This is a genomic window from Haloferax sp. S1W, from assembly GCF_044593955.1.
GTDB lineage: Archaea > Halobacteriota > Halobacteria > Halobacteriales > Haloferacaceae > Haloferax.
Genome location: NZ_CP172597.1, coordinates 110,188 through 133,567, shown reverse-complemented (window position 1 = coordinate 133,567; position 23,380 = coordinate 110,188). Strand labels below are relative to the sequence as shown.

Sequence of the window (23,380 nt, the reverse complement as noted above, 5' to 3'; positions counted from 1 at the left end):
CGTCTCACAGCGCTGGTACGCCTATCGGTCCGCGGCTATCGTTGATTACGTCGTCGTCGAAGTCAGTCGAGTCGGCGCTTGCTCTTGGGTCAACTCGAACCCGCGCGACTCCATCTCTTCGAAGTACTGGTCGGCGTCGAGGCCGCTGGTCTCGGTGACGAAGATACCGTCCTTCTCCACGGCACCGTCAGCCATGAGTTGGAGCGTCACCGAGAGCGGGACGCCGACGTAGCAGCCGTACTCCCGCATCATCGAGATATCGTTGCCATCGAAGAACGGGAAGGGCTGTGCGAAGTGGTAGATGGCAGTCCCGTCCTCCCCGGCGTTCGTACCGGTCACTTCCGACGAGAGGATAGTCTGCGGTGTCCACTCCGTTTCGGTCGACAACTCCTCTGGAGGCAGCCATTCGGCGTCCCGCTTTTGACCGGCACGCTTGACCTGTGACTGCGCTACTTCGAGCGGGTCGACTTCGCCGCCTTCGACCTCGATTGGGTCCGCGTCGAAGGCGTCCATCGCGTGCAGGGTCCGCTCGTACTCGGTCCACTCTTCGTGCCAGATACCCCGCGTGATGATGCGGTCAACGTTCTTTTCCTGCGCAATCGGGGCCTTCGGGAACGTAATCGGTTCGGGATGGGAGATGACGTACGTCTCCTGTTCGCCGATTGGCTCCGGGAACTCGAAGGTCCGCTTTTGCGAGAACGGCGGCAGGTCGTTGATAACCTCGCCGTCTTCCCAACGGGCGCGTTCGTCCACGTTCGGGTCGTGTTCGTAGGTGACGGTGTCTGTGAGTCCGGGCGTCGTCTGGGTGAGCAACCGCCACATGCCCCAGTAGAAGTTCACGTCTTCGACGTCGTCGAACTCATCGCACCCGACCATCCCGAGGGCGATGGTACTCACGAGGCCGCCGTTGGCGAACCACAGCGAGCACCCCGCCGCTTCGAACTCGTCGGACCGACCGAGCACCTCGTCGAAATCGAAGGCGTTCAGGTCGACGCCGAGGAGGTCTCCCACCTCGACAATCGCGTCGAGTACGTTCTCTTCGAACTGGTACGGAAGGCCGTTTACCACGTACTCAGCACCGTCGAGTACGCGTACGATGTCTTCCGTGCTGGTTGCATCGACTGGTTCGAACGTCACGCGGTCGTCGTCGATGAGTTCGACGAGCCGCTTGGAGTTCTCTTCGTCGGCGTCCGCGACGACGATTTCGTCGAAGTCGCTTGTCTTGTACAGGTCGTATACGCAGGCCGAGGTCATCGCTCCTGACCCGCCGAGGACAACGGTCTTGCCACTCATATTACGGCCGAACAAACATGATTAACCACCTTAATTCTATGGGATATCACAGTACCTGCACGCGGCTATATTTTGGGTTGTACCCCGGTGAATCGTACGTTTTCGCTGACGCCTGGTGGTGTCCAAAGAAGCTATAGTACCACCCTGAGACGTGTTGGACGTACACATACCATGTCGAAGACAGCGCTCTTTGCGTTCGCAGCGATGGCACTGTACGCCGGATGGGCGTTCTTGGCCAAACTGGCGACGCGAACGATTCCGGCCGAACAGGCAGTCATCTACACCTACGTCGCTGGACTCACTGCCGCTGCTGGCTACCTCCTCTGGCGTGGCGGACCGGTCGTCGCCACCACTCGGGGAATCGGTCTCGCCCTCGCTGGCGGCCTTCTACTCGGGTTGGGAACGATTACGTACTACATCGCTCTCAGCCAAGGGTCGGCAGCAGTCGCGACGAGCATCAGCGGGATGTACCTCCTTGGAACGACGCTTCTCGCCGTCGTCTTCCTCGACGAATCGCTCGGTCAGGTCAAGATTGCAGGGATTGCGCTCGCGGTCGGTGCGGTGGTTCTGCTGGCGCAGTGAGTCGCGGACGCTCGTCTTGATTCAACTCGTCTCGTCTCTCGGAAGCTACCCTCCCCCTCCCAAGGACATTTGGTGCCTCGAATTCCTATACGAGGTATGACAGTCGTAGCCGCAGTCGACGACTCGGACAGAGCACCGACGGTCCTCTCGTACGCCTCGTCCCTCGCAGCGGACCTCGGCGAACCGCTTCACGCACTGTACGTGCTCCGGCGAGCCGACCTCGTAGATATCCTCGAAAAGGAAGTCGAAGGACAGGCGTTCACCGATAACTACGAAGTCAAACGCGCTGGTGAAGATATCGTCCGGAACGCCGTGGTCGCCGAGCGAGTCGAACACGACGAAGCAGCAATCGAGAGCGTCGTCCGAGTCGGCGACCCTGCGGACGAAATCACGTCCTATGCCGACGAAATCGACGCTCGGTACATCGTCATCGGCGGGAGAAGACGAACGCCAACCGGAAAGGCGCTGTTCGGAAGCGTCACGCAACGAGTGATGCTCAGTGCATCCGTGCCGGTACTCAACGTTCCAACTGACAGTCAGTAAGGCGGGGACGCGGACGAACTGACCGAATGGATTCGACGTACCGAATTCGAAACGAGACGAACGTTCGACGGTTCAATCGCTCGAACTCTCAGTTCTCCGTGCCGATAGGTAGTCAGCGAGACTGACGCTCTGTGGTTCCTCGTCACTGTCCTCTGAGCGGTACCGCTCGGTGAACAAGACGGGGTGCCGTTGTTCGAACTCCATCGTGAGGCCGACGATACAGAGGCCGACGACGATGGCGATTGGAAGCCCAACGAGGACGACGAGGTCCTTCAGCGCGCCGAGGCCGCCCGTAATCAGGAGGAGCGACGTGAGGAGGCCGACGAGCACACCCCACGCGATTCGGTTCGCAGTCGGGGGGTTCGCGTCACCACCGGTGGTGAACATCGCGAGGCTGAGCGTCGTCGAGTCCACGGTGGTGATGAGGAACGTCAGCACCAACAGCAGGTAGAGCGCCGAGAACAACTGCCCGAACGGCATGATGTGTTCGAACAGGGGGAACCCGGCGACTTCGATGCCGTACTCGGAGACGACTCCCAGGATGTCAACCCGGCCGTTGTTTTGCGCCCACAGGGACGACCCACCCATGACGACGAACCACGGGAAGGAGGCCGCACTCGTCCCGGCGAGGCCGGCGAACACGATTTGGCGAATCGTCCGACCACGGCAGATACGGGCGATGAAGATGCCAATCATCGGTGCGAACGAGAACCACCACGCCCAGTAGAACACGGTCCACGCGCCGACCCACGCCGACCCGTTTTCGGCGTTCGAGTAGAGGCTCATCTCGATGAACTGGGTGACGTAGCCACCGAAGGCTTCCGACCCGAGGTTGAGCAGGAACGCGGTGGGACCGAAGATGAACGCCACCGCGAGCAGGGCCGCAAAGAGGTACATGTTGAACGACGACACGCGCTGGATACCCTTCTTGACCCCGAGCGCTGCCGAGGCGGTGAAGCCAACGGTCAACCCGACAGTGATGAGCAGGGTTCCCAGGTCACCGAACTGCAGCCCCCAGTTGTATGAGAGGCCGGTCATGAACTGCGTGACGACGAATCCGAGCGACACGGCGACGCCGCCAACGCTCACGACGACCATCCCGATGTCGAGGAATTTCACCCAGTCTTTGTCGAGGTTGGTGACGCCGATGAAGGGCGCGAAGATGGTCGAGGGCTTGATTGGGGCGTCACGCCGGTGGACGTAGTACGCGATGGTGACGCCGACAGTCAGGTATGCTGACCACGGGGAGATGCCCCAGTGGAGCATCGTGTACTGGACCGCACCGGGAATTATCGAACCGGTCTCTGCACTCGCCGACAGGAACGGTGGTCCCGACGCGTAGTGGAAGAGTGCCTCTGCTGGCCCGTAGAACACGAGACCGGTCGACAGCCCCGCTGAGAACAGCATTGCGAAGAACTGGAAGAACGTAAACTCGGGGTCCTCGTCGGGGCTGCCGAGCTTTATCTTCCCCCACGGTCCGACGATGAGCCACAGGCAGAATGCGACGGCCAGGAACATCGCCCAGAGGTACAACCAGCCGAGTTCCTTCCAGAGGAACGTGTTGGCGGCGGTGAGTGCCTCAGCCGTCACCGTCGGTCGAACCGCAATCGCACCGATTGCGAGAATCGTCAGCAGTGCGCCGACTCCGAAGACGACGTTGTCGGTTTCCTCGCGGAAAGCCCCGAGGAACGATTGGCGTTCACCCGACATTAGACGTACACCACCACGACTCCGTTTTCGACTTCGACATCGTACGTTTCGACCGGTGGCTCGTCACCTTCCAACTGGTGACTGCATCCGCCGCAACTCCCACCGTCCGGAGCGACATCGAGGTTGTCGGTCGAGGCGTTGCCGCCGTCCGAGGACGCTGGGCTTTCGACGGTCGCTTCGAACGTCTTCGCTTTCACGCGATGTGGATTAAACACCGACTCGCCGGAGGTCACGTCGAACTCCCAGCCGTGCCACGGACAGGTCACGATTTGCCCGTCGCGTTCCCAGTTGTACTCGCCGGGGGTGTCCGACGTGTTCGTTCCCGTCAGTTTCCCCTCACAGAGTGGTGCGCGCTGGTGTGGGCAGTCGTTCTTCATCGCGTAGTACTCTCCGTCGACGTTGAAGATGCCGATGGAGAACCCATCGAGCGTCTCGATACGGCGCTCGCCGGGCGTCAGTTCGTGCGTTGGACAGATTTCGAATCGTTTCTTGGTCATCGTTAGTTCAGCTCCGCAGGGTCGGCAGGGAGGTCCCAGAGTTCCATCGCGTTTTCGAACATGACGGCGCGTTCCATCTCCTCGTCCATCGGCGGGAGTCCCCACATCGGGTCGTCACCGTCCCAGTGGGGGTAATCGCTCGCGAAGATGAGGATTTCGTCGGCGTGCATCATGTCGAGTATCTGGTCGTGATGTTCGGGGTTTTCAGGCTCCTCGATAGGCTGGCTCGCGAACCAGACGTTCTTCCGGATGTAGTGGCTCGGTTTTTCTTCTAACCACGGCACCTGCGAGCGTAGGCCCTTCCAGTTCTTGTCGAGTCGCCACATGAAGTGGGGCAGCCAGCCGTATCCGCCTTCGATGAGCGCCAAGCGGAGGTCTGGGTACTCGACGAAGACGCCTTCCGTGACGATACTCGCGAGTTGACCCATGTAGTACGTCCCGAGGAGCGTGTGCCACTCGATGTACGAATTGGGATGACCGGCACCCGTCGGTGGGTTACTTGTTCCATGTCCTTCGGAGAAGGGGTGAATCGCGATTGCGAGATTCATCTCCTCCGCGGCTTCGTACAACGGCCAGTACTGCGGGCGGCCGTAGGGCACTTCCGCCCCGCCGGGAAGCATCACTTGGCGAATCTGCGGGTGGTCTCCGTACTCACGGATGAGTTCAGCACCTTTCTCGGGTGCTTTCGGCGCGACGTACATCGAACCGAGGAAGCGGTCGTCAGCCGTGAGACACTCGTTGACCAGCCATTCGTTGTGCGCACGTGCCAACTCGTGAGCGTAGTCACGGTTGGGGAGTGCAGCGAGATTGAACCACGAGTTACCAGTGAACATCCCGTAGTCGATGTCGTGTTTGTCGAGATGATCTGTGACGATTTTGTCGATGTCAGAACCCGGTTTGCCTCCGTTTTCTGGGATTTCGTCTTGTCTCAGAAACCCGCCCGGGTTACGGTAGAGAAGCTCTGGTGCGACGATGCCATCGTCCTGGTACCGTTCTGGAAGGTACTTGACGATGGCCTCGTCGTCGGCCCATCGCTGATGGATGTCTGCATCAATCAACAAGGTCGTCGAGTCTCGGTCCGTGCCGACGGACTGAGCCTGGTTACTCCTTACCATGGTTCGTCCCTGTATTACATGGTTTATTATATAAATCTTGATGTCGCCCCAAAATCGAGGACGGACGGTATGGGCCTCCCTGACGAGAAATTTGGCCGATTCAACATATTCGAACACTCGTCGAATACTTAAAGACCCTCTCTCCGATTCGGAGTTACCGAATCCAAATTTGCGAATGTTAACCACACTCATGGTTCTCCGGTCACAGCTGATTCCGGTATTGCCAGCTGTTGACCCCTGAGTGAGTCGCTCCGTGTCAAACATGCAGAGAGACAGACAATTCGATAGTTCCGAATATATTTGTGACACCCCACCATGGGTGCGAGTATGACCGACGACGCGAACAGGCCGGTGAAGGCGCTGTTGACGATGGACGAGGTAGTCGGCGCGTTAGACGAGGCGGGGACGGTCGGCGTGACAGAGGTCGCAGACCGAATCGACCGCCCGCAGAGTGTCGTTCACGACTACCTGAGTACGCTTACGCAGTTGGGATGCGTGGTCCGCACGGACGGCAAGTACGAACTCGGACTCCGGTATCTCGAACTCGGCGGCCGAATCAGAGAACGCATTCCGCTGTATCAGGTCGCCAGACCGGTGGTCCAGCGCCTCGCAGAAGAGTCGAGCAGTGAGAGCGTGACGCTGTGCGTCGAAGAAGACGGAATGTGCGTCGCCCTCGATGTCGTCCAGAGCAACGAGAGCATCAAGTACGACTGGCATCCGGGCTCGTACTTCTACATGCACCTCTCGGGGGCGGGAAAGGCGATGTTGGCGAACTACCCAGAAGAGCGGGTCGAAGCTATCCTCGATAAACACGGCCTGCCCGCGCGCACCGATAAGACCATCACCGACAGAGACGAGCTGTACGAGGAACTCGAAGCGGTTCGCGAACGGGGTGTCAGCTTCGAGCGCGGTGAGTACAACACCGGGATGCACACGATTTCGGCACCCATCATGGACGAAGATGGGGTTGTCCTCGGCGGACTGAGCGTCTCCGGTCCGGCCCACCGAATGAACGAACCGGAGGTCGAAGCTGAACTCGAAGACAAACTGCTCTCGTCGGTCAACATCATCGAACTCAACTACAACGCCCGCTGAACGGACACGAAATCTGATTTTCTCGACTGACGGGCTCGTTTTCACCCTCAGAAATTGTGCTTACCAATAACTATTACAATTAGAACCCTGTTGTTCCGAGCACATGCCAGCGTTCGATAACTACTGTAATGGCCAGTGGACGGACTCGGAATCAGGTGAAACGTTCGAGGTTCGGAATCCGGCGGACCCGACTGAGGTCGTCGGCGAGTTCCCGAAGTCGACGGCAGCAGACACTGAAGCAGCCATCGAGGCTGCGGTTGCTGCCCAAGAGGAGTGGGCGGAGACACCCGCCCCAGAGCGTGGAGCGATTCTCCGGCGTGCGGCGTCTCGCCTCGAAGAACAGGCCGAAGCAACCGCCGAGATGCTGTCCCGCGAGGAGGGGAAGGCGCTTGCCGAGGCATCCGGCGAAGTCGCCCGAGCGGTCGGAATCCTGTACTACTACGCCGAGAAGGCGCTCGATCTCGGTGGAACCATCAAGTCGTCGAGTTCGACCGATACGCGTCTCGAAACGAGAGTCGAACCCTTGGGGACGGTCGGTCTCATCACGCCGTGGAACTACCCCATCGCTATCCCAACGTGGAAGCTCGCACCGGCGCTCGTCACCGGGAACACCGTCGTTCTCAAGCCTGCTTCGCAGGCACCCATTGTCGCTCATCAGGTCGCGAAGTGTCTAGACGAGGCTGGACTCCCAGATGGCGTTCTCAACCTCATCACCGGCCCCGGAAGCGAGGTCGGACAAACCCTCACGATGAGCGACGATGTTGACGCAATCTCCTTTACCGGAAGTACGGTCGTCGGCCAACACGTCGGCGAAACCGCGGCGGTAGAAGGAAAGCGCGTCCAACTCGAAATGGGCGGAAAGAATCCGACCGTCGTCATGCCGAGTGCGGACGTCGATACCGCCGCGGAAATCGTCTCCGCCGGTGCCTTCGGCGGGACTGGACAGGCGTGTACGGCGACCTCTCGGGCTATCGTCCACGAGGACATCTACGACGAGTTCGTCAACGAACTCGTGGCTGCTGCGGAGGACCTCAGTATCGGACCTGCCCTCGACGGCTACGATGTGGGACCGCACGTGAGCGAATCTGAACTCGAAGGCACGCTGGATTACATCGAAGTCGGTGAGGCTGAAGGTGCGACCCTCGAAACCGGCGGCTCGGTCCCGACAGAGGCCCGTCACGAGTCGGGGTACTTCGTCGAACCAACCGTCTTCTCCGACGTAGATACGGACATGCGAATCGCCCAGGAGGAGATTTTCGGTCCGGTCGTCGGCGTTATCCCAGTGAGTTCCTACGACGAAGCAGTCGAACTCGCCAACGACACCCGGTATGGACTGTCTGCGAGCATTGTCACGGAGAACCTCAGCGAAGCACAGCAGTTCGTCGACGATGTCGAAGCCGGTGTCGTCAAGGTCAACGAGAAGACGACCGGTCTCGAACTGCACGTGCCCTTCGGCGGAATGAAAGCCTCGTCGAACGAGACGTACCGCGAACAGGGCGATGCAGGAATCGACTTCTTCACGACTTCGAAGACGGTGTATCTCAACTACTGAGCCGAGACCACCTGTTCACGCCCCGCAACTTTTCTTTCTCGATTACTCGCATCCTCCTGCGACTGTCCTCTTCGTTTACGTCTCGACTGTCCTACTGGTACACTGGTTGATTGCGTCACTCGAAGTCTCGTCCCAGAACTCGCCTGGTATCATCTGACCCCGTCGATAACCGTTCTATGTTATCGAACGGTACTCCCGCCCCTGTTTTCGTCGCCTTCCACAGCACACCATTACGAACGTACTCGTGTAATGGGTGGCACTTCCACTTCGGCTTGAATCTCAGGTGGTTGATGAGAGTTCGATTCTGGTCTTGAAATCTTGCCCAACGACCCGTTCGATGCTGTCGAACGATTACCGGATGGGAAACACTCTACTGGACCGGTCGAAGATGTGTGTGTATGACCGACAAAGCGACTCGGCCGATACGGTCGGACGAAACGCTGCTGTCGATACTGGAGACGCTCGAAACACAGTCGAATCCGAGTATCAGCGACATCGCCGCGAGCGTTAGCGTCTCGAAGAGCACGGTCCACAACCACCTCAGCACGCTGCGCGAGCACGGCTACGTCGTCCGCAGTGAGCGGGGATACGAACTGAGTCTGCGCTTTCTGGAACTCGGCGAGAGCGTCCGGATGGACACGGAAATCTATCAGGTTGCGAGGCCCCATGTCGACGCGCTCTCCCGCGAAACGGGGCTTCTGATAAACGTCGCCGTCGAAGAGCGCGGACGCGGCGTATACCTCTACCGTACCCGGGGTGACGACCGAATTCGACTCTCGACGAGAGCGGGTGCGGTTCACGAACTTCACTGTACGGCGACGGGGAAGTCGATTCTCGCTCACCTCCCAGACGACCGAGTCGAGTCGGTTATCGAGACACACGGACTCCCGGAACGGTCGGAAAACACCATCACCGATCCGGCGGAACTGCGGGCCGAGCTTCAGGAGGTTCGAGAGCGCGGCGTCGCATTCGACAACGAAGAGTTCGGTCAGGGACTCCGGTGTATCGGCGTTCCGGTTTTTGACGAACGCGAGACGGTCATCGGTGCTATCAGTGCGTCGGGGCCTGCAACAGAGTTGGTCAGTGAGCGATTCTCCACGGAATTACCGACGCTTCTTCAGCAAACCTCGAATCGAATCGAGTTGAACCTCCGAGACTATTAGCGGACGCTCTGTCACTCGAAAATCTCTGCAAGTGCATCGCGCATCGCCTCACGCCGGAATCGCCGCCGTTTCTCTTCGGACAGGTAGTTCGACATCACGACTTCCGCCGACGAACTGCCTTGGTCTTCGGCCACGCCCTCTAATTGCGAGAGCAAGTCGCCGACAGCAGACTGATAGGTTGTGTACCAGAATCGACGGCACAGTTTCGCTGTCGGCACCGACCCGTCGACTCGGATGTCGCACGCCCGGGCGAGGCGCTTGAATCGGTTATTGATGGTGTCGGTCGTCAGATGGCCGCTCGCGGACTGCGACGACGGGAAGACGTAGCCGTTCCACGACGCACGTTCGTCGAGTTGGTCGATGCGGTGGTAGAGTTCGTCGACGCCGTACAGGAGTGCGACCGTTCCGGGGCCATTCTTCCGCTCGTCGAAGGCGATGTATGGCTCTGTTCCCTCCTCGACATCGAGCACGAGTTGCGAGACGTGCATCGACGCCAGTTCTCCCGGTCGCAACCCCCACGAAGCCAGTCCAAGAACGAGGAGTTCGTCTTCGAGGGACGACGCCGCTTCGTATAGCTCTCGAATCTGCTCGGCCGTCATCGTCCGGTTGTCCGGCGTGCCCTGCTCCCAGCGGAACTGCTTGGCGGCGTTCTCGACCGGATTGTACGTCGCCCGTCGGAAGTCTACCAGATACTCGTAGAAGCTTCGGACCGTCTGGAGGTATTTGAGTTTCGTGCCATCGGTCGAGAGTTCTCGGTCGAACTCGTCGAGGACGCGCAGACAGCGCTCTATCTCCTCGGGTTCGTGGTTCCGGTCGTCGAGTCGAGCGAGGAGGTCGGCATTGCTGTGAAGGTCGCGGTACACGCGGGCGAATCGCGCTAGGTGGGTCTGTCTGGTCGGGAGCGTGGAGTCGGCGAGACCACGACGCCGTTCGAGCATCGAGAGGTACGATTCGAAGGCAGAGATAGTGTCCTCGTCGTCGATACCCCAGTTGTAGTCCTCTGAGGCGCCGTTTTTCAGGCCCACGATGTCGGTGAAGAACTCCTTGACCGTCAGGTCGTGATGTTCGCGAAGGGCGTACGCGAGGCCCGACCACCCATTGTCGGCGAGCCACTGGTAACTCGGCGGCTCGTCCGGGTCGAGCCCGTCGCGCATCATCTGCGGGTTGATGGTGTGCCAGTGAAATTCCTTCAGTTCGTCCAGCGATTTCCGAGACCAGCGATACTCACTCATTCGTCCTCACCCCGGGGTTTCGGGGCCGAAGAAGGCCGCTCGCTTCGACAGTGGGCGTTTGTGAGCGTGGCATTGTTCGTCTGTTCAGTGGATGTATCAGAGTATAATAAATTCTTATGATTTGGTTGTCGGCATCAGACAACCGAATTTAGAAACTTAGAGCCAGATGGCAGTTTGTAGGAGGATAAAGTTCATATCGCTATATAGAATATTTTTGGCTGAAGATTGTTTCGGAGGATGGGCAATTTTAGCGTTTCTCCATCGACTCTCGGAGAAACATGATCTCTCAGACGCCGTGTTTCTCGTTGATGGCTACGGTTATCAGACTGCCCTCTCTCGGTGAGGTTTCCCTCAACAGTCAAGCTTCCGTGTTCTAGTATCCAAAAGTTGATGATAGCATGACTATTTTTGAGAGATACATGAAAATCGATGTAGTGGACTCACTCCATCAGCCGGAATACACCGGCGAGAACCGGTGTGAACCATGTACGATGCTGAATCTTGTTATCGCAGGACTCGTTGGCTCTTTGGTCGCTCGAAAGTCCAAGTTTGGCGGACTCATTGCGGTTGGTGTTTCGATAGGCCTCATCTACCTTCGTGGGTATCTCGTGCCGGGAACCCCGACGTTGACGAAGCAGTATCTCCCGCCAACCGTTCTCGAATGGTTCGGAAAGGACCCGGAACCGGACCTCGCATCTGGGTTCGGTTCGAGCGTGGCTGAGAGTTCCTCGACGACGGACTCTCAAACGACTTCGAACTCCGAGTCGATGTCGCAGTCACCACCGGAGTCAGCGTCGGAACCGGTTGCCGACGAGAGTGACGAAGCCGACCATGCACAGGACGCCCCCGGTGACGACCTCGAGGCGTTCTTTATGAACCACGACATCCTCGAACCGTGTGCGGACTCCGACGACCTCTGTTTGACCGACGACTTCGAGAACGCGTGGACTGACGCAACCGAAGCACTCGTCGACACAGACCTCACCGCAGAGACAGTTGCAGACGCCTTTGGTATCGACGAAACGGACCAGACGTTCGAACTCGTCACCAACGACGAGACACGAATCCTCAAATCGGAGACCGCGTCCCTCGGACAGTGGCCCTCCCGTGCAGCGCTCATTGCGGACGTCGCAGCGAGCCGCGTCCTTCAGTCTCGAATTCTCGGCTGGAATGAGTTTGCCCCCGAAGAGCGAGGGCCGATTCTCAACAGTCTGCGAATGTTCCTCGAGACGTGCCCGACGACGGGTGGCGACATCCAACTCGGCGAGGAAGTCGTCGAGTCGTGTTGTAGCTCTCACAAAGTCATCGCTGTCAGTTGTGAGGACTCGGGCGAACGCCTTTTCGAACACCCGCTTCCAGAGTCTGAGTAGTGTACGAGAAGATATTCTGACACGCGTCGCTTTTCGCTCGGCTTCGGCGCGCGTTTGGAGGGCTTACAAAGACTAGAACCATCTCTGGATTTCATCTATTTTTCCACCTCATGCACGAATTAGTTGTGAGTGTAACGGCGAACGCACAAAATTCTCGACTCGATCCCATTATATCACAAACCTAGTTAGTTGAGATGTCTGGTTTGACGAAGAAAAACCCCCACCAGATGACTCCAGAAGGGGTGTCGACAGCTCTCGGCCGGTTCGTTCTAGATCCCTCGTCAAGACCGTTGATGCAACCGCTCCGAAGAGCACTCTGCGATCAAGAACGTCGAAGTGCGATAGCCGACCAGAGAGCGACACCTGAAAAGAGGATGAGAAGTGGATAGAAGAAGTCCACTGCAATTGAGCCAGTACGAACAGTGTACTCTCCGGGTCCGAGAAAAGACAGTGTTAACAGAATACCACCAATCCCTACAAGTATCATCTGCCACTCGTATATCTTATCCCAGATATCCATGTGATGTATGAGTATACTCCATCATATAAATAAATTGTTATTTTTATAGGTGAGATCCAATATTAAATAGCAAAGAAATCAGTTATGGCTACTCTGGTGGGTTCTCTCACCGATAAAAATCAAATCTCACAGGAGCTATTGTGTCTGTAGCTCTATCCTTCCTAACCTATGATTGAGGTTCTCTCTTGGATGTCAAGGTCGTTGAGTCATGTTACAGCTCAGAGTAACTTGGCGTACTTGTCTGTGAAGAGACTATCTGAGCCACTTGATATACAGAGGCGAGCAACAATATTAAGACATGCGTTCGTGATTGCATATGAATCATTGAGGGAAGAGTTAAATAATGTTGGTTAGATAATTGGTTTGCTGTGACACAAAAAGAATCAGATAAGAAGATAAGCCGTCGGAAGTTACTCAGAAACTGTTCAGCTGGTGCAGGAATCGGTATTGCTGGACTGAGTGGAAACGCACTTGCAGCGAAGCCAACAGAACACAAAGAAATAAAAAAGATCGAACAATCTCCAGAAGTACGTTCAATACTCAGTGATCTTGGACTGAATAAGATCCCAAATAAGCATACAGCAGAGACCGCTGAAATAAATGGAGACAAACTCTCTCTAAAGACCACAAAGGTAGATTTCGGGTATGGACAACTCCTAGTTGGTGATCTCAACGGGGACATCACCACTGTTTTCTCATTGGATGAGACTTCACAGAAGCAGGTTCCAGGAGATAAATATGATAATATCCCATCTGGGACGGAGGCCTGGATATATGGCTCCGCCGATGGGACTACGTTCTTAAGAACGACAACAGATACAGAACGTGAAGCAGCCCTCTCTACGGTTTCAGTGAAGGATGTGGACAGTGTCATCACCTACATTCGTTCAGATATTAACACACTACGTGTTGATGTAACAGACCCAGAGGAAGCTGGTCTCGACCCTACAGAATACGAAATAAAGAACGAACCGACAACTATGGGGCCTGAGTCAAGCTCTACAAACGTACCAACGAATGAGTTCATTCGCTTTGAAATTACCTTAGGAGGTGTCGATACTGCTTCCTTCTCTCCCGAATCAACCGAATTGCAGCCAGCATCAATTTCTGGTCCAGCAAGAGTGGTGGCGCAAAAAGTAGCTACCAGCCTTGGATTTGCATCCTTGGGTGCCCTTACAGATAGCTGTGAAGTCAAAGCTGCTGGGTGTTTAGCATCTTTCATTGGAAGTATCAGTGGATGTATCAAGTGTGCGCCGGCTTGCGTTGGTAGTCCAACTGGAATTGGAATCCCTATTTGTATACTATGCGTCTTTGGTGTCTGTGGGTATCTCCTCAGTGCTTACAGTTGTACAGTTGCAATGGATTGTTTCGCAAACGCATAGCTACCGCCGCAGTACCCAATCTTTGTTCTAATAGTGTGATTATGACATTCTATCTTAATCATCTTCGGTGTATTATTAATTATTTGAAAATGCCATAAAGTGAAATTTCTGGTGTTGGTTTGAATGGAGCTTGGTACGGAGCAGTGAACTCAGATAATACACCGAAATAAGCTCTGTTGTCATCGTCATATGTTATTTCGGGGGTATTGCTTGGAGTGTTTTCATTAACGGCGCGAATGTAAGTCAAGAAGACCTCGTCACTTGGGTCGGCCTCGTGGTCGCTATTGTGCTCATTGGCGGGTGGACGCTTCTAACATGTCGTCGTCCCGAGTAGGATGGTGTCGTCGCGACGGCCTCACAGGTGATAATAGATCAACAATTTCATATAATGTCATTCAATATGGGTTATCGAAGTTAACAGATCAACATGTCTGATAACAACGATTCAAGCAGCAGTTTCAGCCGCCGCAACATTCTCAAATCAGCCGCTGGGGGTGCTGCAGGTCTCTCCGGCCTCAGTCAGGTTCCAGTCGCGTGGGCACAGCCCACTGAATCGGAACTCGATGAGCTAGAGGGCAAACCAAACGTCCAAGCTGTCCTCTCCGAACTCGGCTTGGATGCTCTCCCCGACGACATGCAAAAGCTCTCCAATTCCTTCGGCGACGGCGAGGGAGCGGTCGAGTTCGAAATTTGGGAAGGTGAACTTCCATACGGGACGCTCCACGTCGGACGGATCGAAGACCTCACGAACGTTGTTTTCGAATTCGCCGAGAACGTTGGGTCCACAGCGCCGCAGCGATTCCGCTCGATTCCCGATGGAACAGAGCCACTTGTCTCAGCTACTGGCGGTGAGGCGTTCGTTAAGCGATCGGCAACAGAGGACGAGGAAGCTGCGATCAGTCAACTGCTACCTGAGTCCGGCACGATGGTCGCTTCCACGACGACAATCCACGATGGCTTCCAGGTCGACCTCGTTCGTCACAGCGAGAAGAGAGACGAGCTCGAACAACTCCAGTACCGGGCCACTATCGACGGCGAGGATGACGTCCATCCGGTATTCGAAGAATCCTCGAGCGCGCTCCAAAACGCTTCAGTGAGCAGGACGATCCAGACCCGTGGATTCCTAGACGGCGTTTCTGACGCGGTCAACGACGTTGCAGATGGCCTCAAAGGCAGCTACGACAAGTGGCAAGGCGACCTAGACGCCGTCAAGGGATGGGTCGACCACAAGCCCTACAAGAAAATGCCCGGGGCGAAGAAGATCTCTAACCTATCGAAGAGCGGCGTCAAGGCAATCGTTGCCCAGGCGATTGTCGGAGAAAGTCTCGAGGCCGTCGCCGGTGACTGCGGTGAAGACTGCACGGACTGTGCATTCACCGCCTCTGATTTAATCTTGAACTGCCACAAGTGTCGCATCTTCGCCTCGGCATCACTCTCGGGAATCGGTGCCGCGTCTGCTGTGCTTTTAATCGTCTGCGTCTGGCAGTTCTGTAAGCTCCCGACAGCCATCAACAAGTGCAGCAGCTGTCTCGAGTGTGCTACGAACGCGGCCAATGTGTAGCCACTTCTGACTGAAATCTGCGGGACTTACTCCTTCTTTGTTGGAGGTACTGTTCCCAGAACAGGTCTATCCTGGTGTTAACGAGACGCAATCTGTCTCGTCACCTCCGATTCAACGACAGTTGCGCTGGATTAATATAAAGTCAAAACTAAGACAATTTGTATGAGTCAATCTCTGACGCGCGTCAAATTCGGTGTCGTCGGGGTGGTTTCGCTCTTGATTATCGGTGTACTGATGCGCGCCGGCCTCGCCGAAGGTGGGCCGTGGGGACCGTTCGAGGCCGCTGCAGTCGCAATTACCATGGTTGCTATTCTGCTGTTCAAATCGACCGAGGCTCACCTCTCTACTCGGCAGGAAGGCGTCGCACTGGCGTTGCTAATCCTGCTGTGTCTCGGAATAGTCGCTGTGGACGCACTCATCACTGGTGAGGCGATAACCAGGGACTTGCTCGGTAAGATTGGAATCGGTCTCCTCGTCGCACTGGCATTCGTCGTATGGCCGTCTCTGTCCCGCCGCGGCACTGAGTGAGAGAAGCGTATTATTTCGCGTTTCGTAGGTCCAAATCAGGCTTTCTGTGGAACGTCGAGCAGGTGCTGGGCGAGTTTCTCAGGGACTGATACCATCGGCCAGTGGCCGGTTTCCAGTTCAGACAAGTCCCACGCTCGCTCGGCACAGTGCTGTCGAACCATCTCTAATACACCATCATCTATTCCGTTGTCTTGACAGAGGATGTACGAATGCGGGACAGTCTTTGTCTCCGGGTTCTCCGCGGTCACTGTCTGTTTGGCACTGTCTAGTTAGTGACCTCCTGAACTGGCGTTCGTCCGTTGAGCGCTTGATGCGGTCGTTGGAAGTTATAGTATTGCGCAAATTGTATGAACCACTCGCGGACGCTTCCATGACTGCCCACCCACGAGTTATGGAAGCGGTCGACTCGCATTTTGAGGGTGTGAAACCACTATTCGATGAGGTTTCGCTCGACGTAGTCAAGCCGACCGCTCAATCCTAATCGAGAGAGGGCAGTCTGATAGTCGTAGCCATCAACGAGAAACACGGCGTCTGAGAGAACGTGTTTCTCCGAGAGTCGATGGAGAAACGCAGCAGCCGATCAGTTCCATGTCGTCCAAACAATTCGACGTCAAGAATCAGCTTTGTCTCGACGCTTATTGCAGCGTACACCCAAGACCACTCGCCATTGATTTTGACAGCGGTCTCGTCAACCGCAACCCGCTACAGCAGGAGATAGAACGTCTTACTCGACACAGCCATTACGACAGTACGTTTGTAATACTTCTCCAACGATTCAGCGGTACGGGGCGCTGCGTCTCTAGCCGTCGATTGACGAGTACTCGTAGTACTGGTTGCGAACTTCAATCTCGTTTTTGCTGTACTGCAATATGTTCAAGAGTTCAGCCATGTACCCCGGCGTAAACCGGTCACGGGGGCCTGTGGTTCCGATTGACGCCTTGACGTTCTGGTCGCCGTCCAGAATCGGGACGGCAATCCCGCGAATCCCTCGCAGGTGTTCTTCGTCGTCGATTGCATACCCCTGCTGGCGAACTTTGCTGAGTTCTTCTTCGAGTTCTGGGAGCGACGTGAACGTCTGGCCCGTCCCCTCGGGAAGCCCGTGTTTCTCGACGATTTGTCTTCGTCGATCTTCCGGTAGATGGGCTAAAATAGCCTTTCCGAGCGATGTCCAGTGCATCTCGGTGTGGTTTCCGATGGGTATCTCGTCGGCCGCTGCCTTCTCACCCGTGCTTCGGTACAGGATGACTCGTTTTCCATTTTCCTCGATGGCAGCACCGACAATCTCGCCGGTCGTACTGCTGAGTTCTTCGACCTTGTTTCGGAGCAACCGAGCGATATCCAGTTGCTGGCGGACGCCCCCACCGACTTCCAGAAACTTGAATGACCGACGATACTGGCCCGCCTCTTTGACAACGAATCCTTGCTCTACGAGTGTGTTCAGGTGGATGTACGCTGTACTCGTCGGGAGTTCGACCTCCGCGGCGAGGTCGGAAAGTCCGGTTGGCTCTATCTCCCCGAGCGCCGAGAGAATCTCGAACGCCGTTTCGACCGACCGTATTGTTTTGTCGTTCCCAGTTGGCATGGTTCGTATTTTCCACTATAATTGAAAAGGTTTCCCCTGCTGCACAACACACTTTCAATAGTGTTGAAAATATGCTCTCTAGTAATTGTAATCGGCGGTGGAGTGTTCGAACGCCCACTATATTTCTCAACTATAATTCGTGTATGTATGACTGTGTGTTAGTTCATCTCACACGGCTAGTCCTGGAACCTGGTCTAAGTCCACGGGAGAACGACTCCAACGACGAATCAGCGCGCTGTAGCGGTTCCAAATCCGAACTCATAATTTTCGACCATGTTGAAACTGTGGCTGTCTGTTTCACTGCGCTACAGCGAGACGGTCTCTATATCTGGTCGGCCGTCGGAGGTCCAAATGTGCTCTTTAGCTCGACTCTGAGACCTTTCAACAGAGTTGGTAACTCCCTTTTTGCAGTTACTGCGAACATTTATTATTCAGGATGGTGCAGTATCGCACACTCTGCATGAGTAACGTTAGACTATCGAACGTCAGCAAGGTATACGACGACTCCATTCTCGCAGTCGAGGGGCTGGACCTCACTGTGGAGGATGGAGAGTTCGTCGTGGTTGTCGGCCCGTCAGGGTGTGGAAAGTCGACGACGCTCCGAATGGTCGCCGGACTCGAGACCATTTCGGGTGGTGAGATATCCATCGGGGATACCGTCGTCAACGATGTACGTCCGCAAGACCGGAATATCGCCATGGTGTTTCAGTCGTACGCGCTGTACCCGCACATGACTGTGCGTGAGAACATGTCGTTCGGGCTTCGACTCGCAGGCGAGCGGAGCGACGAAATCGAAACGCGTGTCGAGGACGCCGCCGAAATGCTGGAAATATCGGAGCTTCTGGACGACTTACCCAAACAGCTCTCCGGCGGGCAACAGCAGCGTGTCGCCCTCGGACGGGCCATCGTCCGCGACCCAGACGTATTCCTGATGGACGAGCCACTGTCGAATCTGGATGCGAAGTTGCGGACACAGATGCGGACCGAGATTCAACGCATTCAGGAGAACCTGGGTGTCACGACTATCTACGTCACACACGACCAGACGGAGGCGATGACGATGGCCGACCGTATCGTCATTCTCAACGACGGCAAACTTCAGCAGGTCGACCCACCGGAGCAGTGCTACGACGAGCCTAACAACAAGTTCGTCGCTGGGTTCATTGGCTCACCGTCGATGAACTTCTTCGACGTGACAGTGACCGCCGCCGGTCGAGGTGTCAACGTCGAATCTCCGAGCTTCGAATTCACACTGGACATCGACGTTCCACCGGGAGAGTACACGCTTGGCGTCCGACCAGAGGACTTCACCGCCGAACGAGAAGATGGGTACATCGAAACAGTCGTCGATGTCGTCGAGCCAGTCGGGTCGGACAACTACCTCTATCTGAAGACCGCTCGCGGCGAATCAGAAGTAATCGCACGGGTCGAAAGTGAGTTCCGTCCGGAGACTGGCGACGAGATTGCGCTTGGGTTCGATATCGAAGATATGCATCTCTTCGACGGTGAAGGAGCGCGTGTACCGGTGAACAAGCGACAGATAACGGATTCAGTCTAACATGATGTACGATACTATCGGTCGCGGTGAGCACGAATGGGCGGGGATGACGGCGAACGAGGTTCGGACTCTCGGGTCCAAACCGGGCTCTATCCTGATTATCCCCGTCGGCAGCATCGAACAACACGGGAACCACCTCCCGGTCGTCACTGACTCTCTCCTCGTCGAGGCGATGGTTGACGCCGCCGTCGAGCGACTCAGCGACGTTCCAGTCGTCGTTTCGCCGACGGTCTGGAGCGGCTTTTCGCCGCACCACCTCACGTTTGGTGGGACGCTATCACTCGAATTCGAGAATCTCCGTTCGATATTAGAAGATATCGCGAACACCGGCCTCGAAAACGGATTCGACGCTGTTCTGTTCGTCAACGGCCACGGGGGCAACGGGCCACTCATCGGGTCGGTCGTCAGTACAGTCGGCGTGGACACCGACGCCGAGATACTTGGGACAACGTACTTCGAACTGGCATCCGACCGAATTGCGGCGCTTCGAGACAGCGAAACCGGTGGGATGGCCCACGGTGGAGAGTTCGAAACCTCACTCATGCTCGCGGTACGCCCGGACCTCGTTGGAGACCCTGCGGAGCGTGAGGGCGAACCGTTGGACGAGCAGTACCGATGGGCCGGACAAGACTTACTCGATGGCGGTGCTGTCGGCGTGTACCGCTCGTTCGATGCGTACTCTGAGTCCGGCGCAATCGGCGTCCCCGAGGCGGCCAGTCGTGAGAAGGGCGAGCGGATTCGCTCGATTATCGCAGAAGAACTCGCCTCCTTACTGAGCGCCGTCCACGAGCACAATGCGCAGCGTCTCCCAAACGACTACTGACAGACTTAGAATATGAACATAAACAATTATGTATTCGGGGGTGTGTGGTAGCAATGATGCGGAAAGATACCAAAGGGCAGCCTAGTGAACAGTCTCTGGACCGTCGTCAACTCTTGCAGGCACTCGGGGCCGGCGGGATGATTGCTATCGCTGGGTGTACCGGTGGCGGTGGAAACGGCGATGAGACCGGAACCGATGGCGGTGACAACGGCGGCGGTAGTGATGGCGGCGACGGACAGAGTGTCCAATTCCTCACGATGGGGGTCGGCGACAACATCAAACAGTTCTTCAAAGAGAACAACGCCGCCTTCGAAGAAGAGTACGGGGTGAGTGTAGAGTTCACGAGCGTGACGTGGGACAATGCCCGCCAGACAGTCAACAACCGCGTCGACGGTGGCCAAGCACCCGACGTGAGTCGTTGGCCTGCCCGGTGGATTCCACAACTCGTCGGCAAGGACGCACTCGAACCCCTTGACGACCTGATGGAAGGCGAATTCGGTGAGAAGTTCGCTGACGGTGTTGCCAACGGGACGAAGTACGAAGGCTCGTACTACGGCGTTCCGTGGGCGGCCTCAAACAAATGTCTCTACTACAACAAGGACGTATTCGAGGCGGCGGGGCTTGACCCCGAGAACCCATCGTTGGACACGTGGGACGAGATGCTCTCCGCGGCGAAGACGATTACCGAGAGCGATGAAGTGAGCGTCCCGGCACTCGGACTCGCCGGAGCCGACGCCATCGAGACCGGCTCTCAGTACTACCATTACCACTGGTCGCACGGCGCGGACTTGGTGAACGACGAGGGGATGCCGGTGGTCAATTCGGACGGGGCCGTCGATGCGCTCTCGTTCTACGCCGACCTCCACCTCGAACACGGCGTTACCCAGGCCTCACCGCTCTCTTCGACCCGCCAAGACATCCGGCAGTTGTTCGAAAACGGTGACCTCGGAATGGTCATCGGACACGTCTACACGGGCCTCAACATCACTGAGTCACAGGACAAAGACGAAGTCGACTTCGACTACGGTATCGTCCAAGTGCCGGAGGGGCCTGCCGGACGGTACAGCCTCTTTACCATCGATACGCTCGGCATCCTCAGTCAGAGCGAGCACAAGGACATCGCACGGGACCTGGTTCGGTTCTACTTCGACGAGGAACGGCGGTTCCAGTATTCGAAGCAGAAGGGGTTCCTTCCGGTCGTCAAAGCGGTCGGCGAACGGGAGTACTTCTCCGAGTCGAAGAACTGGGGACCATTCGTCGAGGCGGGACAGTACGCCCGCGCCCGGCCGAAGCTCAGTAACTTCAGCCAGTTCAACGACCGAATGGTCCAGGCGATTCAGGAGGCGCTTGCCGACCAGAAGAGTCCGCAAAAGGCTCTGGATGACGCCCAAAGCGACCTCGAAGGTGCAATGAACTAAATGGAACACGATGAGTCTCGCTGACGAATATCCCAAAACGGACGGAGAATCACGTCTCTCTCAGTCCATCACGCATCTCAGGCAGAACCGGCGGGCCTACCTTCTGATAGCGCCCGCTGCGGTCTTCCTGCTCGCCGTCGTTGGCTACCCGATACTGGAGACGTTCCGTCTGTCGTTGTATCGTTCACCGGCCGACTCGACTATCGAGACGTTCGTCGGCTTGCAGCATTACGTCGAAATCGTCAACAGCGACATCTTCTACCGACTTATCTGGCAGACGGGGCGCTGGGTACTGGCCGGAGTTGCTGGCAAGACGCTTTTGGGGCTGCTCATCGCGGTTCACCTGAAGAACGACATTGCGGGCCGGAAGTTCTTCCGGACGGCTTTCCTCATCCCGTGGGGGATTCCCTATGCAATCTCCGCGGTCGTCTTCCGGTGGATAGAGCACCCACAGTTCGGCTACCTCAACGCGGTGCTCCTCAAACTTGGCGTGATTGACCAGGGAATCGGCATCCTCGGCAACCCCGACATCGCGTGGCTGGGCGTCGTCGTCGCCGATATCTGGATCGGAACGCCGTTTATGGCGATTATCTTCCTCGCGGGACTGCAATCGATTCCGCAGGACCTCTACGAGGCGGCCGCTATCGACGGGGCAGAACGATGGCACCAGTTCCGATACATCACGCTTCCCCAACTCAAGAGCGTCATCCTGATGGCCACGCTGCTTTCGACCATCTGGACGTTCGTCAGCTTCGACGTTATCTGGACGATGACCGGCGGCGGCCCCATCAGTACGACCGCGACGTTGGTTATCCACATCTACCAGGTTGGACTGCAGAACGGCAACCTCGGTCGGGGCGCAGCCTACAGCGTCATCGGGTTCTTGTTCCTCCTGCTTTTCGCAATCGTCTATCTGCGGGTGTACACTCGTGGGGGTGACGAACTATGACGATGGCAGGCCACAACAGAACCGGACTCCGTCGGGTCAGAGTCTACGGCGTCCTCATCGCGTTACTCGGAGTCATGATGTTCCCGTTCTACGCCATGTTCTCCAGTACGTTCAAGCCCGAGTCCGAGATTTTCTCGGCTCCGGCGACGCTGGTTCCCTCGGACCCCTCTATCGGGGCGTACATCGATGTCTGGACGCAGACCGATGTCGTCCTGTGGGTCGCAAACAGCTTCGTCATCTCGCTGGGAACCGTCGTCCTGACGCTTCTCCTCGCGATACCGGCCGCGTACTCGTGTGCGCGGAACGATTTCGTAGGAAAGCGGACGTTCCTGCTCGCCGTGCTCGTCGTCCAGATGTTCGCACCTGTCGTGCTCATCGTGGGACTCTTCGACGTTATCACCCAGTTCGGACTGTTCAACACCTACCTCGCGGTGATAATCCCTGCGGCGGCGTTCACCCTGCCGTTCAACATCTGGATGCTCTACGGCTACTTCAAGACGGTTCCCGTCGAGCTAGAGGAATCGGCTCGCATCGATGGAGCTAGCCAGCTTCAGGTGCTCACGAAAATCGTCCTCCCACTGACGAAACCCGCCCTCGTCGCCAGCATCACCTACACGTTCCTGTACGCGTGGAACCGTCTGCTGTTCGTGCTGACGTTCCTCACTGACAGCGGGAAGTACAACATTCCGCGTGGCGTCTTCTCGATGGTAGGGGCGCTCCAGACAGATTGGCGGATGATGCTCACCGTCTCGGTTATCGGCATCATTCCGCTTCTCGTCCTGTTCGCCTTCCTCGAGCAGTACATCGTCGCCGGAATGACTGCCGGAGCGGTCAAGGAATAGCCCCTCGACCTGCTTCTCATCAATTCTCCCTTCACCTTTATTACCGTCCCAAGAGACGGCTTCGT

At 56.7% G+C, this 23,380-nt stretch carries 22 protein-coding genes and 2 pseudogenes; 15 read left to right on the top strand and 9 right to left on the bottom strand.

Annotated features, from left to right (window positions below; all coding sequences use genetic code 11):
• Positions 1 to 45: 45 nt before the first annotated feature.
• Positions 46 to 1,293: a saccharopine dehydrogenase family protein gene (locus tag ACH9L7_RS18425; protein ID WP_396613661.1), complete on the bottom strand. Its 1,248-nt coding sequence runs from the start codon at positions 1,291 to 1,293 to the stop codon at positions 46 to 48.
• A gap of 171 nt (positions 1,294 to 1,464) precedes the next feature.
• Here ACH9L7_RS18425 and ACH9L7_RS18420 point away from each other — a divergent pair, with 171 nt between their 5' ends.
• Positions 1,465 to 1,875 carry an EamA family transporter gene (locus ACH9L7_RS18420; RefSeq protein ID WP_396613660.1) on the top strand — a complete coding sequence of 137 codons (411 nt, stop codon included), beginning with the start codon at positions 1,465 to 1,467 and terminating at the stop codon, positions 1,873 to 1,875.
• Between the two features lie 96 nt (positions 1,876 to 1,971).
• Positions 1,972 to 2,418 carry a universal stress protein gene (locus ACH9L7_RS18415; RefSeq protein ID WP_396613659.1) on the top strand — a complete coding sequence of 149 codons (447 nt, stop codon included), beginning with the start codon at positions 1,972 to 1,974 and terminating at the stop codon, positions 2,416 to 2,418.
• A gap of 72 nt (positions 2,419 to 2,490) precedes the next feature.
• Here the strand turns inward: ACH9L7_RS18415 and ACH9L7_RS18410 are convergent, their stop codons facing one another.
• Genes ACH9L7_RS18410 through ACH9L7_RS18400 form a run of 3 tightly spaced genes read right to left on the bottom strand, consistent with a single transcriptional unit; the run spans position 2,491 to position 5,740 of the window.
• The gene (locus tag ACH9L7_RS18410) at positions 2,491 to 4,128 is read right to left on the bottom strand and encodes a BCCT family transporter (RefSeq protein WP_396613658.1); all 1,638 of its coding nucleotides are present in this window, start codon (positions 4,126 to 4,128) and stop codon (positions 2,491 to 2,493) included.
• A complete protein-coding gene (locus ACH9L7_RS18405) occupies positions 4,128 to 4,625 on the bottom strand; it encodes a Rieske (2Fe-2S) protein (RefSeq protein ID WP_396613657.1) in 498 nt (165 codons plus the stop codon). The genes ACH9L7_RS18410 and ACH9L7_RS18405 overlap by 1 nt, the downstream gene beginning before the upstream one ends.
• Before the next feature lie 2 nt (positions 4,626 to 4,627).
• On the bottom strand, positions 4,628 to 5,740 hold the full coding sequence (locus ACH9L7_RS18400) for an amidohydrolase family protein (protein WP_396613656.1): 1,113 nt from the start codon (positions 5,738 to 5,740) through the stop codon (positions 4,628 to 4,630).
• A 327-nt stretch (positions 5,741 to 6,067) separates the two neighbouring features.
• On the opposite strand from ACH9L7_RS18400, the gene ACH9L7_RS18395 reads away from it, so the two are divergent.
• The 3 genes from ACH9L7_RS18395 to ACH9L7_RS18385 all read left to right on the top strand — a co-directional run bounded on the left by ACH9L7_RS18395 (position 6,068) and on the right by ACH9L7_RS18385 (position 9,550).
• Positions 6,068 to 6,835, top strand: coding sequence for an IclR family transcriptional regulator (locus ACH9L7_RS18395; protein ID WP_396613655.1), 768 nt, complete (start codon positions 6,068 to 6,070; stop codon positions 6,833 to 6,835).
• Between the two features lie 103 nt (positions 6,836 to 6,938).
• Positions 6,939 to 8,387: an aldehyde dehydrogenase family protein gene (locus ACH9L7_RS18390; RefSeq protein ID WP_396613654.1), complete on the top strand. Its 1,449-nt coding sequence runs from the start codon at positions 6,939 to 6,941 to the stop codon at positions 8,385 to 8,387.
• A gap of 398 nt (positions 8,388 to 8,785) precedes the next feature.
• Positions 8,786 to 9,550, top strand: coding sequence for an IclR family transcriptional regulator (locus ACH9L7_RS18385; RefSeq protein WP_396613653.1), 765 nt, complete (start codon positions 8,786 to 8,788; stop codon positions 9,548 to 9,550).
• Positions 9,551 to 9,561: 11 nt separating this feature from the next.
• On the opposite strand, the gene ACH9L7_RS18380 is transcribed toward ACH9L7_RS18385, so the two are convergent.
• A complete protein-coding gene (locus tag ACH9L7_RS18380; protein WP_396613652.1) occupies positions 9,562 to 10,782 on the bottom strand; it encodes a tyrosine-type recombinase/integrase in 1,221 nt (406 codons plus the stop codon).
• Positions 10,783 to 11,032: 250 nt separating this feature from the next.
• On the opposite strand from ACH9L7_RS18380, the pseudogene ACH9L7_RS18375 reads away from it, so the two are divergent.
• Positions 11,033 to 11,122: pseudogene (locus tag ACH9L7_RS18375) on the top strand (IS6 family transposase); the annotation flags it as partial.
• A gap of 79 nt (positions 11,123 to 11,201) precedes the next feature.
• Positions 11,202 to 12,152 (top strand): hypothetical protein, encoded by a 951-nt coding sequence (locus ACH9L7_RS18370; protein WP_396613651.1) that lies wholly within the window; start codon positions 11,202 to 11,204, stop codon positions 12,150 to 12,152.
• A gap of 322 nt (positions 12,153 to 12,474) precedes the next feature.
• On the opposite strand, the gene ACH9L7_RS18365 is transcribed toward ACH9L7_RS18370, so the two are convergent.
• Positions 12,475 to 12,672 (bottom strand): hypothetical protein, encoded by a 198-nt coding sequence (locus tag ACH9L7_RS18365; protein WP_396613650.1) that lies wholly within the window; start codon positions 12,670 to 12,672, stop codon positions 12,475 to 12,477.
• A 368-nt stretch (positions 12,673 to 13,040) separates the two neighbouring features.
• Between ACH9L7_RS18365 and ACH9L7_RS18360 the strand changes: the two genes are divergently transcribed.
• The 3 genes from ACH9L7_RS18360 (at position 13,041) to ACH9L7_RS18350 (ending at position 16,143) form a co-directional block, all read left to right on the top strand.
• Positions 13,041 to 14,054: a hypothetical protein gene (locus ACH9L7_RS18360; RefSeq protein ID WP_396613649.1), complete on the top strand. Its 1,014-nt coding sequence runs from the start codon at positions 13,041 to 13,043 to the stop codon at positions 14,052 to 14,054.
• Positions 14,055 to 14,481: 427 nt separating this feature from the next.
• Positions 14,482 to 15,615, top strand: coding sequence for a hypothetical protein (locus ACH9L7_RS18355; protein WP_396613648.1), 1,134 nt, complete (start codon positions 14,482 to 14,484; stop codon positions 15,613 to 15,615).
• 162 nt (positions 15,616 to 15,777) lie between these two features.
• Positions 15,778 to 16,143, top strand: coding sequence for a 1,4-dihydroxy-2-naphthoate octaprenyltransferase (locus ACH9L7_RS18350; RefSeq protein ID WP_396613647.1), 366 nt, complete (start codon positions 15,778 to 15,780; stop codon positions 16,141 to 16,143).
• 35 nt (positions 16,144 to 16,178) lie between these two features.
• Here the strand turns inward: ACH9L7_RS18350 and ACH9L7_RS18345 are convergent, their stop codons facing one another.
• The 3 genes and pseudogenes from ACH9L7_RS18345 to ACH9L7_RS18335 all read right to left on the bottom strand — a co-directional run bounded on the left by ACH9L7_RS18345 (position 16,179) and on the right by ACH9L7_RS18335 (position 17,725).
• Positions 16,179 to 16,304 carry a hypothetical protein gene (locus ACH9L7_RS18345; protein WP_396613646.1) on the bottom strand — a complete coding sequence of 42 codons (126 nt, stop codon included), beginning with the start codon at positions 16,302 to 16,304 and terminating at the stop codon, positions 16,179 to 16,181.
• Between the two features lie 104 nt (positions 16,305 to 16,408).
• A pseudogene (locus ACH9L7_RS18340) lies at positions 16,409 to 16,845 on the bottom strand (IS6 family transposase); the annotation flags it as partial.
• A 97-nt stretch (positions 16,846 to 16,942) separates the two neighbouring features.
• On the bottom strand, positions 16,943 to 17,725 hold the full coding sequence (locus tag ACH9L7_RS18335) for an IclR family transcriptional regulator (protein ID WP_396613645.1): 783 nt from the start codon (positions 17,723 to 17,725) through the stop codon (positions 16,943 to 16,945).
• Between the two features lie 460 nt (positions 17,726 to 18,185).
• Here ACH9L7_RS18335 and ACH9L7_RS18330 point away from each other — a divergent pair, with 460 nt between their 5' ends.
• From ACH9L7_RS18330 to ACH9L7_RS18310, 5 genes are all read left to right on the top strand, one after another.
• A complete protein-coding gene (locus ACH9L7_RS18330; protein ID WP_396613644.1) occupies positions 18,186 to 19,283 on the top strand; it encodes an ABC transporter ATP-binding protein in 1,098 nt (365 codons plus the stop codon).
• A gap of 1 nt (position 19,284) precedes the next feature.
• The gene (locus ACH9L7_RS18325) at positions 19,285 to 20,106 is read left to right on the top strand and encodes a creatininase family protein (RefSeq protein WP_396613643.1); all 822 of its coding nucleotides are present in this window, start codon (positions 19,285 to 19,287) and stop codon (positions 20,104 to 20,106) included.
• A gap of 137 nt (positions 20,107 to 20,243) precedes the next feature.
• The gene (locus ACH9L7_RS18320) at positions 20,244 to 21,524 is read left to right on the top strand and encodes an ABC transporter substrate-binding protein (protein WP_396613833.1); all 1,281 of its coding nucleotides are present in this window, start codon (positions 20,244 to 20,246) and stop codon (positions 21,522 to 21,524) included.
• A 10-nt stretch (positions 21,525 to 21,534) separates the two neighbouring features.
• Positions 21,535 to 22,473, top strand: a complete 939-nt coding sequence (locus ACH9L7_RS18315; RefSeq protein WP_396613831.1) for a carbohydrate ABC transporter permease — start codon at positions 21,535 to 21,537, stop codon at positions 22,471 to 22,473.
• Entirely contained in the window at positions 22,470 to 23,315 is an 846-nt protein-coding gene (locus ACH9L7_RS18310) for a carbohydrate ABC transporter permease (RefSeq protein WP_396613830.1), read from the top strand. The genes ACH9L7_RS18315 and ACH9L7_RS18310 overlap by 4 nt, the downstream gene beginning before the upstream one ends.
• Positions 23,316 to 23,380: the final 65 nt, after the last annotated feature.